Here is a 15498-nt window from a genome sequence, read left to right as displayed (position 1 = left end):
TTTAAAACCTCCTTAAACTTAATAATTTTATAACTATAATTTTATACCATTAGCTACTTTATGTCTATCTTATCGATAAATTTGCTTAAGGTCTTTTCTCCAATTCCACCTACTTTTGTTAGTTCCTGAACAGACTTAAACCCCCCATTCGTCTTTCTATATTCAATAATAACATCAGCTTTAACATCCCCTATACCTGTAAGAGTCATTAATTCTTCTTTGCTTGCAGTATTTATATTAATAATAGCATTTCCTTCTTTGCTATTAGAACTTGAGTCTGAACTTGAACTTACAGAATTATTGGTTGGACTTTGAACAGTTTGCAATTTATTTGCCTCTCCCTTTGTATTTATCACAATACAGTCTTCATCATTTAATTTTGAAGAAAGATTGGTCGAATCAAGATCAGCAGCAGGCGTTCCACCACCTGCTAGTTTTATAAGATCAGTTACTCTACTTCCTTTTTTTATTTCATAAACACCAGGATTTTTTATGGCACCCTTTATATCTACTTTAATATTAATATCTTCGATGATAATTTTACTTTTCGCTGTAGTATCTGATCCAGATGAAATAACAGCTTCTGCATCTTTTTTTTCTATTGGTTTGGCAACATCAGTAAAAACATCTGTGTAATCCGTAGAATTTACATTTTCTTTTGGCTTTGATACTGAGTATCCAACAATTATAAAGATAATACTTAAACACAAAATAACTATAGAACCAATTATTTTTTCTTTATTTTTCATAATTCCTCCTTCTCAATCTCTTTGAATACAAACCAATTAGTAATTGTTTTGTGCTCCTATATAAAATTATTGACAACTTTCTATGAATACTATCGTAAAGATAGGATTTTTTTGATATAATATAAATATTGAAAAACTGGGAGGCAACGTATGAAAAAATTAATCGCAATAGTTTTCGCATCATTTTTTTTACTTTTTAATGTAATCCCAGCCGTCAAAGCTACAGTAGCCACACCACCATCAGTGTCCGCTGATAGTGTTGTCCTGCTCGATGCTACTACTGGTAAAATACTTTATGAGAAAAACAAGGATTCTGCTTACCCTCCAGCTTCCACCACTAAGATAATGACTATACTTCTAGTACTCGAAAACTCTAAATTAGATGATATAGTAACAGTAAGTAAAAATGCTTCGCTGACTGAAGGCTCAAGAATATATCTAGTTGAAGGCGAAAAAATTTCTGTAAAAGAATTGTTATATGGTTTAATATTAGCATCTGCTAATGATTGCGCAGTAGCCTTAGCAGAACATATAAGTGGCTCTACAGAAAAATTTGCAAAACTTATGAATGAAAGAGCAGCTTCTTTAGGTTGCAAAAATACTAATTTTGTAAATCCAAACGGTCTATATAATATTAATCATAAAACTTCAGCGTACGCTTTATCTTTAATTATGCAAGAACTTACGAAACATAAAGAATACAAGGTGATAGCAACAACTCCTACATATAAAATGGCAGCAACAAATAAATCTAAGCTACAACGTCCTCTTTGGAATGAGAATAGACTAATACAAAAGGATGACCGATACTATTATCCAGATAGTGAAGGTGGAAAGACAGGATATACTATTCAATCAAAACATTCTTATATAGCCGTAGCCACTAGAAATGGGCAAAAGCTTATAGTAGCTCTTGTACACGACTCTAAAAAGACTTTTTTTCCGGACAGTATAAAACTATTAAATTATGGATTCGATAATTTTGAACTTTCTAAACAGTTTAAAAAGAATGATGTTGTATCGAAATTAACTTTAGGGGATGGTACGTCAGTTCCACTACTTGCCTCAAAAGATCTTTACATTCTTAAAGCTAAAAATTCAACTTCAACAGCAACTGTTACAACTGAGCAAAATAAGAAAGATTTATCATCATTTAAGAAAGGTGATCTTATAAGTAAGGCTACAATTGTTTTTGGTGAGAATTCTTACACTTTAGATTTAACTAGTGGAATGGATTATTCTAAGAAAATCCCAGTCGTTAGCAATTCATTTTTAAATAATAATTTAAATAACCCTAAATTAATAAGCATATTAAAATATGTAGCGATTGCATTAGTAATATTATTAATTCTTAGAGGATTAAATATAAAGAGAAGAAGAAGAAAAACAAAATTAAAGAGATTCATAGACAATTTAAATAATAAAAGGTGACATATAAAAAGCAACAGGTGCATTAAAATGTACCTGTTGCTTTTTTATATGTCACTCTCAGCTTTTAATTTACTTACCAAATTCTCCATATCTTCTGGGATTTTCGACTCTAATATAAGCTTCTCACCAGTTCTTGGATGTGGGATAATTAATTTATAAGCATGTAGTGCCTGCCTATCAATGTAATTAGGCTCGCTTGTTCCATAAAGGCTGTCCCCATAAAGCGGATGCCCAATATGACTTAAATGAACACGAATTTGATGTGTTCTACCTGTTTCCAGTGTAACTTTTAACAAATCAGCATTTTTAAAAGATTCAACAACTTGGTAATGAGTTATACTTCTTTGCCCATCTTCCCAGACTTCTCTTTTTGCACTATCTTCATTTGGGTTTCCAATAGGTAAATCAATAGTACCAGACTTTTCTTTCATATTGCCATGTACAATAGCCATATAACTCTTCTCTAAAGTCTTGTCATGAATGTCTTCACCACTTTTGTCTTTGCTCTGTGCTAAGTTGCTGTGCATATCCCTAGCTAACGCCATATGTGAAAATTGGTTTTTTGCAATTATTATAAGACCTGAAGTATCCATATCTAATCTACTCACTAGTCTTACAATGCAATTTTCACCTTTTTCTTTGAAATAATATAAAACACCATTGGCAAGAGTTCCATAAGGGTACCCGCGAGTTGGATGAACCACTATGCCTGGTCTCTTATTTACAACAATAAGGTCTATATCCTCATATACCACATCTATATCCATCTTTTCGGGTTCAATGTTTTGATGCTCGTCTTTCTTCATATCAATTTCTATTATGTCCTTTGAACTTATTCTATGATTTAACTTAACCACTTTATCATTTACACTTATTTTTCCAGTAAGACCTGAACCTTTTATAAATCTACCAGACAACTTCTCTGCATACTTCAAATAATCTCTTAATTTTACTTCTTTAATATCTTCACGAACCACATAGGTTAATTTATTATCAGGCAATTGCAATTACTTCTATTTCTATTATTGCATCCTTGGGAAGTTTTCCTGCCTGAACGCAAGATCTTGCTGGAGGATTAGTGCCAAAATATAAAGAGTATACTTCATTCATTTCAGCAAAATCATTCATATCCTTTAAGAAAACTAGTGTTTTTACTACCTTATCTAATGTAGTACCAGCTTCCTCTAATATAGCTTTTACATTTTCTAAAGATTGTGCTGTAGCTTTTTTTATATCATCATTTATAAATTCTCCAGTAGCAGCATTTATTGCTAATTGCCCTGAAGTATATAATAGATTCCCAACTTTTACTGCTTGAGAATATGGTCCAAGTGCTGCTGGTGCCTTACTTGTACTTATAATAAGTTTTTCCATTTTTTCTCCTCCTAATTGTTATATGCGCTTAGTTAATTATCTTCTTACAAGCTATTTATACATGTATTCATGATCTTCACCTAACAAGACTATTATATCAAAATTCTCCTCTTTTGACGATAAAAACTCAATATTGTCTATTTTAAAATCTTTTATTAGGTCAGCTTTTATATCTTCACTGCCATTGTATACTATAATTTTGCTTTTACTAGTAGGTGCACCATTATCTGTTACAGCCTTATTATAGCCTTTTTCTGAAATATATTTTGAAAAATCACTCGCTAACCCTGATTTCTTTGTACCATTAAGTACCTTAATTTTAAACTTTGACTTATCTATATTCTGTACTTGACTATCATTTAATTTTGAAATAATATCTTTATTCTGAGCTTCATCATATACTACATATGATACATTATTTATATACTTTGATTCACCTTTCATAGTATCCATAGAAATCTTATCTTTACCTATAGTAGCAAATAAGTATCCATACTTAAGTATACCGTTTGCATCCATATTAGTTTCTACATAGCTTTGAATTGCTGATAAAATACTTGGAATCTTGATTATTATACTAGGACTTTTTATTTTTTCCATAAGCTTACTAATAAACATTTGTTGAATTTTTATTCTCCCTAGATCCCCATCTACTAAACCAGTACCATCATTATTTTTTCTCCATCTAAAGAATTCTTCAGCTTTTTTGCCATCTAAATGAACTGTTGTACCCTTTACAAAATGAATGCTCAAATCTTGCGTTGGGTCATCATAATTCATTGTCCTTGTTATCTCCATATCCAAGCCACCAATAGCATCAATCACTTTTCTAAATCCTTCATAATCAATTTTGGCATAGTAGTCAACTTTAATACCTAATAATTCTTCTACAGCTTTAACTGCTGAAGTCACACCACCAACAGCATGGGCAGCATTAATTTTTTGATTTTTTCCATTTATTTGAATTAAGGTATCTCTCGGAATAGAAACTAAACTAATCTTTTTATCTTTCGCATTATAATGTGCTAATATCATTGTGTCTGTCCTCTTCGGATCATCATCATTGGTAGCACCTGGAGTACCTATATCTACACCCATAACAAGTATATTGCAAGATCCTCCATCATTACTTATTTTGTCTAACTCAGCCTGGCTCAGTTTAGATGTTATATCTTTTTTAGATAAATCTACTGCATTATTATTAAGTTTGGATAAGTAGAAATAAAAACCCGCAAAAATCAAAACACAAACTATCACCAAAAAACTAATAGTAACAATAGCAAACCTTTTATAATTAACTATCTTTTTTCGTTTTTTCTCATTTTTCATACTTTCCCCCACTTTGTTTACTTAATAAATAATTTCTTGCATCTATTGTATCTATATGCAATAATCCCTTTTGACTTATAACATATTTTATTGTATTTTCAAGCGATTGTATTATTGCAGCATCTAAATCTATCTTACTTAAGTTTCTTAATTCCTCTACCCCATTAAATTTCCTTAATGGTTCGATATAATCCGCAATATAAATTATCTTCTCCAAAATACTCATATTTTTTCTGCCGGTAGTATGATAGCAAATGGCATTTAGAATATCCTGATCTAAAATCCCCATTACTGTTCTAGCTATTATACTTCCCACTAGTCCATGCAAAATTGATGGATTCTGTTTATATATTTCATCTATATCTATTTTATACTCTATAGCCACTTTTACAAGCTGTGCATCTGTCATATTTTTTGCACAATCATGTACTAATCCTGCAATTCGTGCCTTTTCTATATTTTGTCCATAAATAGTTGCTAGTGTCACTGCAGTATCACTAACACTTAAACTATGTTTGAGTCTACTTTCTTTTAAATTTATTTGCAAATAATTAAGCATCTCTTTATCATTCCACATTTAAATCCCCCTAGCATTCCTACAAAGTATAAAATAATTTTCGATTATTTAGTTTCTATTTTTATATTAGTTCCTATTTATATAGATGAAGTTTATCAATAATCGTCCCCACTCCTCCAGGAAGCATGTAGTTAACATTTTTACCTTGTTTTATGTTTTTTCTAATTTTTGTTGAAGATATGTCTATAATTGACATATCAAGAAAAATTATTTCCTTGTTAAATTTTTGTTCTACATATTTTTTTTGTTTTAATACTTCTTCCACTGTAAATCCTGCCCTATTATAAACCACAAGCTTACAATTATCCAGTATTCTTCCTACATTTTTCCAATTATTTAAATCCATTAAGCTATCAACACCAATTAAAAAATACCACTCTGTCTTACGCTGTGATTTACTAAAAAGTTCAATAGTCTCGTAGGTATAACTATTTTCCTTCTTTTTTATTTCATAATCACTTATTTCAAAGTCGCTTTCGCATTCTATTGCTTTTTTAACTAAATCATATCTAATTTGAGAATTTGTAATTTTTTCATTAAGTTTGTTAGGTGGGTTGCCTGCCGGCATGAATAAAATTTTATCCAAATGTAAATTATATAATGCTTCATAGGCAATATGAACATGGCCTATGTGAATTGGGTCAAATGTTCCTCCAAAGATGGCTTTTTTCACTGTAACACCTTCTTTATATTATAATAAGGCTCCTCAAATCATCTCCTGCGGAGCTGTATATTAACACAAATTTCTAATTTTAAATAGAGGAAAAAGCATGTAAAGTTACATGCTTTTATGGTAATTCAATCGTTGGCTTTTTTAAAGACCTTTTGTAAAATACACATTTGCTACCAATACTTTGAACTCCCTCTGCGCCTATTGCCTCACAAATTATATCTGAAGCTTCCCTGGCAGTTAGACCACTATTATTTAGTACTTTAATTTTAATAATTTCTCTAGACTCTAATGCATCCTCTACCTGCTTTAAAAAATTAACTTCTACACCAGCTTTTCCAAGCTGAAATAAAGGTTGTAATGGATTTGCAATAGTTCTTAAGTAACTTCTTTGCTTACTTGTAATCATAATATCCTCCTAGCTACATCTTTAGGAACATTCAAATAAGTATTTTCATGTCCCCTATAAGATAACAATTATAACTTTTTATATTTTATAATAAGAATTCAAATTCAAAATCTTGTAATCTTACTAAATCGCCGTCTTGAATTCCTTTTGCAATTAATGTATCAAATACACCTTTATTCTTTAATACTTTGTGAAAATATTTAAGAGAATCAGGTTCATTTATATTAACAGCAGTAAGCAACCTATCAACAAAAGTTCCTTCAACAACAAAAGTTCCTTGGTCATCCACCTCAACAGTGTATGTAAATCTTTTTTCTTCTACTACAAATTTTTCTTCTTCATTTATTACGAGCTCAGTAACCGGAATAGTAGTAAGCATTCTAGCTGCTTCTTTCATCAAAGCTTCTACACCCTGATTTGTAGCCGCAGATATTTTAAATATTTTACTATCATCGAATCCTAATTCATTTAATTTTTTCTTAAAGTTTTCATAAACCTCATCATCAAATAACAGATCACTTTTGTTTGCAGCTATTATTTGAGGTCTATCCCATAATTTAACACTATATTTTCTAAGTTCTTCATTAATTTTCATAAAGTCCTCTACAGGATCTCTACCTTCAATTCCTGAAATATCAACAACATGAATAAGCATTCTAGTTCTTTCAATATGTCTTAAAAAACCTATTCCAAGACCTACCCCTTCAGCCGCTCCTTCAATTATACCTGGTATATCAGCCATAACAAAATGCTGGGCACCCTTAACACTTACTACTCCTAAATTTGGTTTTAAAGTTGTAAAGTGATAATTAGCAATTTTAGGTCTTGCTTTTGACACTACTGATAGTAATGTTGACTTGCCTACATTTGGAAAACCTAATAATCCAACATCAGCTAAAAGTTTAAGTTCTAGCTTAATCCATCGTTCTTCTCCTGGCATTCCAGGTTCCGAAAAATTAGGTGCTTGCCTTGTAGGTGTACAAAATTTAACATTACCTTTTCCACCTTGCCCTGCTTTGCAAACCCTAAAAGTTTGACCATCATGAGCTAAATCACACATTATTTTATCTGTTTCCATGTCACGTACAATAGTCCCCATTGGAACTTTAACGTGCAGAGTTTCTCCAGCTTTTCCGTAGCATTTAGAGCCAGAACCACCCACTCCATTTTTTGCTACAAATTTCCTTGCATATGAAAAATCTAATAAAGTTGTCATACTAGCATCAACTACTAATATTACATCTCCACCGTTTCCACCATCTCCACCATCTGGTCCACCCAGTGGTATATATTTTTCTGTTCTAAACGAAACGGCTCCATTACCACCATTTCCTGACTTAACAAAAATCTTGGCTGTATCAATAAACATATATTTCACCTTACCTTAGCGCATTTTCTATTTTGTTTAATTTTAAATCTATTCAGCTTTACCTAGGATGTCGACATCACTTGATGTGCCAAATATTAATCTATAAGCTATATCATTATCAAAACTACATTTATAAATTCTTAAATCGTCTATTTCCATATCTATATCTACTTTTTCCCATTCATCCATCCAACTTATTTCATCATACATGGCTTGATTATTAGTAATAAGTAGACTTTCACCTAATTCATCTTCAAATATATAAATAAAAACAAAATTTTGATTAATGTCTTCAATTTCCTTAAATATAGTATTTACTATATTATTTTTTTTACTGTATTTTTTATCAAAAATTTTATTTTTAAAATTACTAATTTCAATGTCCAATTCTACTTTTATTTCATTTACCCATAATTTTTTAATATTATTTTCAAGACATAGTGAAAATCCCTCATCCTGCAATTTGTAAATTTCACTAATAACTTCATTTTCTTTAGATAATTTATCTATGTATTCCAAAGCACACTCTGGCCTCTTCATTTGCAAATATCCATATATAACTTGCAGATTATTCATAAAATCGTGTCTTTGTTTTCTAAGTAAAATTATATAATTTTGTAATTCATCTTTTTCTAATCCATCTTTATCTAATTTAATCATAATATCCTCCAAAAGAGAATTTTAAAAAAGCACCCTTTAAGGGTGCCTTAAATTATTCAGCAATAGACATTTCTTCATCAACAGGATAAACGCTTGCTTTTTTCTTCATTTTTCCCATTCTTTCAAACTTCACAATTCCACTAATTTTAGCAAAAAGAGTGTCATCTCCACCTATTCCAACATTGTTTCCTGGATGAATTTTTGTTCCTCTTTGTCTTACTAAAATATTACCTGCAAGAACAAATTGTCCATCTGCACGTTTTGTTCCAAGTCTCTTAGATTCACTATCTCTACCATTTCTTGAGCTACCTACTCCTTTTTTATGAGCAAATAACTGAAGGTTCATAACTAACATAGTACTACACCTCCTCTGCTTCTACATTTATATATTTACCATAAGTAATTTCTATGCTTTTAAGTCCAAGTATCATTGTTTCAAGTAAAACTTGACATCTTTCGATATCTTCTAGAGTTTGATTTTCTAAATTTAAATTTAAGAATCCATCATCTATAACATACTTTGTCTTTATTTTCAAAACTTCCTCAATCCCAATTACTGTAGTTTGAGAAATTGATGAAATAGCACAACAAACTAAATCTATATCCATCTGTTTTTCTTTAGGCAATGCATGACCTTTTATTTTAAAAGAAACTATTTTACCGGAACTTCTGACAAATCTAACTTTGACCATAATTAAGCTTCTATCTTCTCAATTTGAATCTTAGTATATGATTGTCTGTGTCCTTGTTTCTTTCTGTAATCTAACTTTCTTTTAAACTTAAAAACTACAACTTTTTTAGCTTTTCCTTGTGCTAATACCTTAGCAACAACTTTAGCTCCTTCAACTCGAGGTTTTCCAACTACTAAACCCTCTTCCTTGCCTACTGCAAGAATTTCATTCAATTCAATGGTCGTCTCAACTTCAGCATCCAATTTTTCAACGAATAAAACGTCTCCTTCTTGAACTCTGTATTGTTTTCCACCAGTAACTAAAACTGCATACATAAAATACACCTCCTTGATCCAGTCTCGCCATCCCAGGTACATACCTTTATGTAAATCTTTTAAAGCAAGTATGATTTAGAACCTTGTGTGTGCGGTCTACAAAAGCCATTTTACCATATATTCATATGTTTGTAAAGCACATTTATCCATATATCTTATATGTTTGCAGATTTCTTATTTGATTTTCAAAGATTAGCGATTCAACTTTAAATTTTTCTAAATGATGAATAAAATTCACATAAACACTATTATCTATTGCCCCTATTTGACCTGTGAATTCTAAAACGTCCTCCATAATATCCTTTTTATAAATCTGATCAATTTCAATATATATGTCCTTTATACCTTGTTCCTTTTGCAATTTATAAATTTCGTTTTTAATTAAAAACTGAATATAGGATAGTTTAACCCTAGTACTCTTTCCATTGCAATGCTTGCAGGGTTCCTCAATAAATTCATATATAGACTTTCCTCGCCTACGCCTTGCAATTTGAACCAAATTAAGCTGTGTAAACGGATAGATTACAGTCTTATTTTTATCATCTGCAAAACCTTCCCTTAAAACATCTAATATACCTCTCCTCACCTCTAAGTCCTCAATATCAATAAAATCTATTATAATGATCCCACTTAAATTCCGGAGTCTTATTTGTCTTGCAATCTCTCTCGCCGCCTCAATATTAGTACTTTGAGCAGTTTTTTGTAATGAACGACTTTTTATGTTTTTTCCAGAATTAACGTCAATTACATACATTGCCTCTGTTTTATCAATTACAATATTGCCTCCACATTTTAGTGATATTCTATGATTACGAAGACTAAGTATTTCTTTCTCTATTCCATAATAATCAAGTAGAGTTCTGCTTTCACTATGAAGTTCAACTTTTACATCGATATCAGATCGATTTTTCGTATATTCTTTAGCATACTCAAAATCGCTTTCATTATTCAATACTATTTTAAAAGTATTTTTATCTAAAATATCACGTAGGGTTCTGTTTAAAGCTCCAGCATCACTAAATAGCAAAATAGGGTTTAATGAGTATTTTGCGCGGTTTATAATATCTTTATATATTTCATATAGACTTTTAACTTCATCATTTAAAATGTTAATATCTACATCAAAGGCATTAGTCCTAATCATTACTCCTATATCTTCTGGTTTAATCAATTGACTTGACACCATAGTTTCAAAAGCCACGTTGTTTATTTTTTTAGAAAAATTTATATCTTTATTACTATTTACAACCACGCAGTAAGTACCTGGGATACCAAAAGCACTAGTAACTTTAGCTCCCTTTTTATCTATTTCTTCTTTTAAAACTTCAACAATAATTTCATCGCCTTTTTTTATCTTGGTATTAGTAAATCGTGCGTCAAGATACATGTAACAATCTTTACTTTGACCAATATCTACAAAGGCACACTTGATTGCTGGAACAATATTTTTTACGACGCCTTTATATATTTCCCCTGGAATCGGCCCACTATACTCTTCCTCTATAAAACATTCCTTTAATTTGTTACTTTCCTTTATAGCTATTCTTAAAAACTCTTCTTGTCTTTCAATATATATTTCTTTCACTTTAACCCACTCCCGTTTTACTAATTTTTAAAATAATTGCTAAGAGTGACTAATTTATCATCTTTATATGCATACATTTCTTCCCGCGTTATATCAACAAAGGCCTCTTTGTTAATAGAATCTATATGCTCACTCATGTAGTCTACAAGTAGCCTAGCAGATAAATTATCGCGACTTCCACAAGCAATAAGAACTGATATATTGAGCACAAAGTTATGTACCTTATAATCAAATTCAAATACTAATGGTTTTATATTAACCATTCTTTCTCCAATTTTCTTGCTGGTCTTAATAATGTTCCACTGCTCAGTGCTACAAACATCCTTTAGTGTTTTTACAACCTCATCTTCATCAAAGCATTTTAATTTAATAGTGTATTTTGCTGCATCAATAACTGCCATAGCTTGTGATTGTTTTTTTCCCTCAACCGGGATAACTTTTACCACATCTAAAATTTTTATTCCACGTGGCGTGTTTTCATTCATTTTCACCAAAATATATTCTTCTTCTAACTCTTCCTCAAAAATTACATCCATATATTCCCCATTTGAATGTACTCCTACTGACAATGGTTGCGCAATGGACACTGCCATATGAGGATTAAATCCTTTTGAATATTTTATTGGAAGTTCTGCTCTTTTAACTACCTTTTGAATAGTTCTCATTAAATCTAAATGAGCAACAAATTTAATCTCACTGTCTTTAGTATACTTAATTAAATAACGCACCCTTGAAACACGTCCCTTCTTTAAAGTTAACATTAACACCACACTCTGTACATCCTAGTTTGCAATTTTGGGTTAGTTCTACCTTTTTAGCTTTTTCATTTTCTGAAATTAGGTATTCTTTATTTACACCAATATCTATGAAATCCCAGGGAAGTATTTCATCATAACTTCTTTCACGATAAGCATAGAATTCTCCTAGTACACCACATTCGAGCATTGCTTCTTGCCATATTTCAAAATTAAAATATTCAGACCAACCATCGAATTTTGCACCCTTTTCAAATGCCTTTATTATAACATCACAAATTCTTCTATCTCCTCTTGCAATTACAGCCTCAAGGTATGAAACTAATGATTCATGATAATTATAAATAACCGCCTTACTTGTTATTGCATATTTAACTGCTTTTATTTTTTCAACTACATCTTCCATTCTGCTTTGCGGAGCCCATTGAAATGGTGTAAATGGTTTTGGTACAAATATAGCAGAACTCGAAGTGACCCTTAATCCTCTTTTCCTTGTTTCTTTAGGTATTTTAAAGTATTCCGCTACAACTTTATCTGATAACTCTGCAATGCCTCGTACATCCTCTAAAGTTTCATAAGGAAGTCCTACCATGAAATAGAGCTTTATAGTTGACCACCCTGAAGCAAAAACGCTACTGGCAGCTTCTAATATTTGCTCTTCTGTAACACCCTTATTTATAATATCGCGCATTCGTTGCGTTCCAGCTTCCGGTGCAAAAGTTATACCAGTTTTTTTAACCTTTTGTATCTCTTTAATTAGGTCTACAGAGAAAGAATTTATTCTAATTGACGGAAGAGACACACTCACATGATTATCCTTATGTTTTTCTATAAGTGTAGTTATAAGGTTTCGTATATCTGAATAATCACATATACTTAAAGAACTTAATGATATTTCTCTATATCCTGTGCTCTTTAATAATTTATCTGCTGAATCAATAAGGTTAGCCGTGCTCTTTTCTCTAACTGGTCTATATATCATACCCGCCTGACAGAATCTACATCCATTAGTGCATCCTCTAAATGTCTCGAGTATTACCCTATCATGTACTATTTCAATATATGGAACTACCATTTTATCAGGGAAAGCAACTTCATCAAGATTTGTTACAAATCTTTTCCTAACCATTTTAGGAACATCATCATATTTAGGTTTAAATTCCTTGATGGTATTATCCTCGTTGTATGTAACCTCATATAATGAAGGCACATATATGCCCCTTATTTTAGATATTTCTCTTAGAAATTCTTTTTTACGACCTTTGAAATTTTTATAAATATCTAACACATCATTCATTATCTCTTCGCCTTCACCAAGCTCAAAGAAATCTACTATATCATATAGTGGTTCAGGATTATAAGCACAAGGACCTCCAGCCATAACTATAGGTTCAGCATCGCCTCTCTCAGAAGCTCTTATGGTTATACCAGACATATCCAGCATATTAAGTATATTAGTGTAACTCATCTCATATTGAAGCGTAAATCCTATAATATCAAATTCCTTTAAAGAATCTTTGCTCTCTAGCGCATATAGAGCTATATTATTTTCTCTCATTTGTTTTTCCATATCTGGCCAAGGAGCAAAAGCTCTTTCACAGTAAGTGTCGGCTCTTTCATTTAAGACATGATAAAGTATTCGACTGCCTAAATGTGACATACCAACCTCATACACATCAGGAAAGCAAAACGCAAATCTTATATCAATTTTCTCTAAATCTTTATAGCAACAATTAAGTTCTCCGCCTATGTATCTAGCAGGCTTTTCGACCTTAAATAAGATATCATCAGAAATTTTATTCATAGAAATTCCTCCTCGTTTTTTCTGAGTGGTAGAACAGTTATTACTTTCATCTACCACAAGCACACTCAAATAAATAACAAGTAAGCATTCTAATTTCTTTGCTTGTTATTTGTTTGAGTAGTCCCTACGTTTATTACATTATTTTATTTTAACACATGAGTGATAAATTTCAAAATAATAAATAAAATAACCAACCTAAACTGAACTGCACCCCTATCTACTTGGCATGGGGCAGTTCATACAAAGATGGTTATTTGTCAATATGTTTTATTAGAAAGTATCCTTTAATTTTTTAATATCAATATACTCACTTAAACTTATATTACCAAATGACTTTATTGCCTGAATTATTTCTTCCTCATACAAAATTGCTAGCACACTCATATTCTCATCTAATATTGTAAATAAATTATACTTATTCTTATCAATTAGTCCTAGTACAGTTAACAAATTTTTCTTGCAAAAAATAGATATACTTCTGTTCTCTACATATCCCCTTTTTATAAACCTATATTTCTTCTTAATAATATAGCCCATAATTAAATATACTATCCTTTCCTTCTCTTTAATCGAAGATATTAAAATAAATATAGATATTAGCCCTAAATTAAAATTGCTTTTATGTGCATACACACTTACAAAATATATAAACATGAAAATACTTCCGAGTATCATACTAATCATAACAGAGATTTCATTAGCCTTTCTATATATGGTCTTTATACTTAAGATATCCCTAAGCACTCTCCCTCCATCTAGGGGAAAGGCTGGGATAAGATTAAAAATACCTATAGCTAAGTTACTATTACACATTAATTGTAAATAAGGTGATTTGAATACTATAAATAAAAAATAAAAAATGGCTGCTAATAATAAATTAAATAATGGCCCCGCTAAAGAGATTATTAAATCTTCTTTAGCACTTGCTTCATCTAAATCTTTCACCTTAAGTACTGCCCCTATAGGAAGTATTTCTATATCAAAACCCGAAAAGCCTAAGATTCTGGCGACCAGGTAATGCATTAACTCATGGATTATTACAAAAGCAAAGGATATTATCAATTGCCCTTTAAATCCTAATATTATTAACAAAATAATATACGGTATAAATAACTTACTTATTCTTATCAATTAATCCCCCAAAGCAATTGCTTAACTATTAAAAACCAATATTTTTATCATTTATTGTATCTCCACTGGAAATTGTACTTTTAACTTTCTCAAAGAAATTCACTGTAATACCTTGAATATCTTTAAATTTAACATCTTTCACTTTACCAAGTAGATTACTATAATTATATTGCTTATTTATTGCTTGCTTAGAATAGTTATAAACATATTGCGTTTTAGGTGTAACTACTACTTTGAAAAACAGAACAAAAATAAGCAATACCAATACACCAATTAATTCCTTTGTTACTCTCTTTATATAAAATTTTGTTATTCTACTTTGTATATTACCTTCACTAGAAAACTTATTTGAACCTTTTTGTTTTTTAGCTAAATTATTATAATAGCTTTGGTATTGCGTATTATAATTTCCCATTTTATCCCCCTTATGCATTCTTTTCACTATTTATATATATTTGATTTTCCCTATTTATATTACATATTATAAGAAAAAAGTATCTATTAAGCATAATCGAGTAGGTAAAAGTCGGGAATAAATTTCCCGACTTCTTTCCTCTCACAGAACCGTACGTGAGTCTGTCTAACAATAACAAAAAACTATATAAAACAGTAGAATAATGGTATTTATTTTAAAAAATTATCCCCAATA

The 15498-nt window shown here is 30.7% G+C and carries 18 protein-coding genes; 1 reads left to right on the top strand and 17 read right to left on the bottom strand.

What is annotated here, in order from left to right:
• Window positions 1-53: 53 nt before the first annotated feature.
• A complete protein-coding gene (locus tag VIM70_RS08970) occupies window positions 54-749 on the bottom strand; it encodes a helix-hairpin-helix domain-containing protein (protein ID WP_331945414.1) in 696 nt (231 codons plus the stop codon).
• Between the two features lie 150 nt (window positions 750-899).
• Between VIM70_RS08970 and VIM70_RS08965 the strand changes: the two genes are divergently transcribed.
• The gene (locus tag VIM70_RS08965; protein ID WP_331945413.1) at window positions 900-2180 is read left to right on the top strand and encodes a D-alanyl-D-alanine carboxypeptidase family protein; all 1281 of its coding nucleotides are present in this window, start codon (window positions 900-902) and stop codon (window positions 2178-2180) included.
• A 44-nt stretch (window positions 2181-2224) separates the two neighbouring features.
• Here VIM70_RS08965 and VIM70_RS08960 read toward each other — a convergent pair whose 3' ends face one another.
• The 16 genes from VIM70_RS08960 to VIM70_RS08885 all read right to left on the bottom strand — a co-directional run bounded on the left by VIM70_RS08960 (window position 2225) and on the right by VIM70_RS08885 (window position 15264).
• A complete protein-coding gene (locus tag VIM70_RS08960) occupies window positions 2225-3181 on the bottom strand; it encodes an RluA family pseudouridine synthase (protein WP_331945412.1) in 957 nt (318 codons plus the stop codon).
• Window positions 3174-3554: a RidA family protein gene (locus VIM70_RS08955; RefSeq protein ID WP_331945411.1), complete on the bottom strand. Its 381-nt coding sequence runs from the start codon at window positions 3552-3554 to the stop codon at window positions 3174-3176. Before VIM70_RS08955 ends, VIM70_RS08960 begins: the two co-directional genes overlap by 8 nt.
• A gap of 51 nt (window positions 3555-3605) precedes the next feature.
• Entirely contained in the window at window positions 3606-4883 is a 1278-nt protein-coding gene (locus tag VIM70_RS08950) for an LCP family protein (RefSeq protein WP_414648696.1), read from the bottom strand.
• Entirely contained in the window at window positions 4873-5460 is a 588-nt protein-coding gene (gene yqeK, locus VIM70_RS08945; protein ID WP_331945410.1) for a bis(5'-nucleosyl)-tetraphosphatase (symmetrical) YqeK, read from the bottom strand. Before yqeK ends, VIM70_RS08950 begins: the two co-directional genes overlap by 11 nt.
• A gap of 73 nt (window positions 5461-5533) precedes the next feature.
• Window positions 5534-6133 carry a nicotinate-nucleotide adenylyltransferase gene (gene nadD, locus VIM70_RS08940; protein WP_331945409.1) on the bottom strand — a complete coding sequence of 200 codons (600 nt, stop codon included), beginning with the start codon at window positions 6131-6133 and terminating at the stop codon, window positions 5534-5536.
• Window positions 6134-6248: 115 nt separating this feature from the next.
• Complete coding sequence (locus VIM70_RS08935; RefSeq protein WP_331945407.1) at window positions 6249-6539, bottom strand: YhbY family RNA-binding protein; 291 nt, start codon at window positions 6537-6539, stop codon at window positions 6249-6251.
• 85 nt (window positions 6540-6624) lie between these two features.
• Window positions 6625-7908, bottom strand: coding sequence for a GTPase ObgE (gene obgE / locus VIM70_RS08930; protein WP_331945406.1), 1284 nt, complete (start codon window positions 7906-7908; stop codon window positions 6625-6627).
• A 48-nt stretch (window positions 7909-7956) separates the two neighbouring features.
• On the bottom strand, window positions 7957-8568 hold the full coding sequence (locus VIM70_RS08925) for a Spo0B domain-containing protein (RefSeq protein ID WP_331945405.1): 612 nt from the start codon (window positions 8566-8568) through the stop codon (window positions 7957-7959).
• Between the two features lie 52 nt (window positions 8569-8620).
• Window positions 8621-8923, bottom strand: coding sequence for a 50S ribosomal protein L27 (gene rpmA / locus VIM70_RS08920; protein WP_331945404.1), 303 nt, complete (start codon window positions 8921-8923; stop codon window positions 8621-8623).
• 4 nt (window positions 8924-8927) lie between these two features.
• Window positions 8928-9260 (bottom strand): ribosomal-processing cysteine protease Prp, encoded by a 333-nt coding sequence (locus tag VIM70_RS08915; protein ID WP_331945403.1) that lies wholly within the window; start codon window positions 9258-9260, stop codon window positions 8928-8930.
• A gap of 2 nt (window positions 9261-9262) precedes the next feature.
• A complete protein-coding gene (gene rplU / locus VIM70_RS08910; RefSeq protein ID WP_331945402.1) occupies window positions 9263-9574 on the bottom strand; it encodes a 50S ribosomal protein L21 in 312 nt (103 codons plus the stop codon).
• Between the two features lie 142 nt (window positions 9575-9716).
• Entirely contained in the window at window positions 9717-11159 is a 1443-nt protein-coding gene (locus tag VIM70_RS08905; protein ID WP_331945401.1) for an Rne/Rng family ribonuclease, read from the bottom strand.
• Window positions 11160-11179: 20 nt separating this feature from the next.
• A complete protein-coding gene (locus VIM70_RS08900) occupies window positions 11180-11920 on the bottom strand; it encodes a TIGR03936 family radical SAM-associated protein (RefSeq protein WP_331945400.1) in 741 nt (246 codons plus the stop codon).
• Entirely contained in the window at window positions 11871-13718 is a 1848-nt protein-coding gene (locus VIM70_RS08895; RefSeq protein WP_331945399.1) for a TIGR03960 family B12-binding radical SAM protein, read from the bottom strand. Before VIM70_RS08895 ends, VIM70_RS08900 begins: the two co-directional genes overlap by 50 nt.
• Window positions 13719-13988: 270 nt before the next feature.
• Window positions 13989-14849: a M50 family metallopeptidase gene (locus VIM70_RS08890; RefSeq protein ID WP_331945398.1), complete on the bottom strand. Its 861-nt coding sequence runs from the start codon at window positions 14847-14849 to the stop codon at window positions 13989-13991.
• Window positions 14850-14877: 28 nt separating this feature from the next.
• Window positions 14878-15264 carry a hypothetical protein gene (locus tag VIM70_RS08885; protein ID WP_331945397.1) on the bottom strand — a complete coding sequence of 129 codons (387 nt, stop codon included), beginning with the start codon at window positions 15262-15264 and terminating at the stop codon, window positions 14878-14880.
• Between the last annotated feature and the right edge of the window lie 234 nt (window positions 15265-15498).

This window comes from Clostridium sp. (genome assembly GCF_036569345.1).
GTDB lineage: Bacteria > Bacillota > Clostridia > Clostridiales > Clostridiaceae > Clostridium_AD.
Note: the sequence above shows the minus strand (reverse complement) of the source record. Positions and strands in the feature narration are given on the sequence as shown.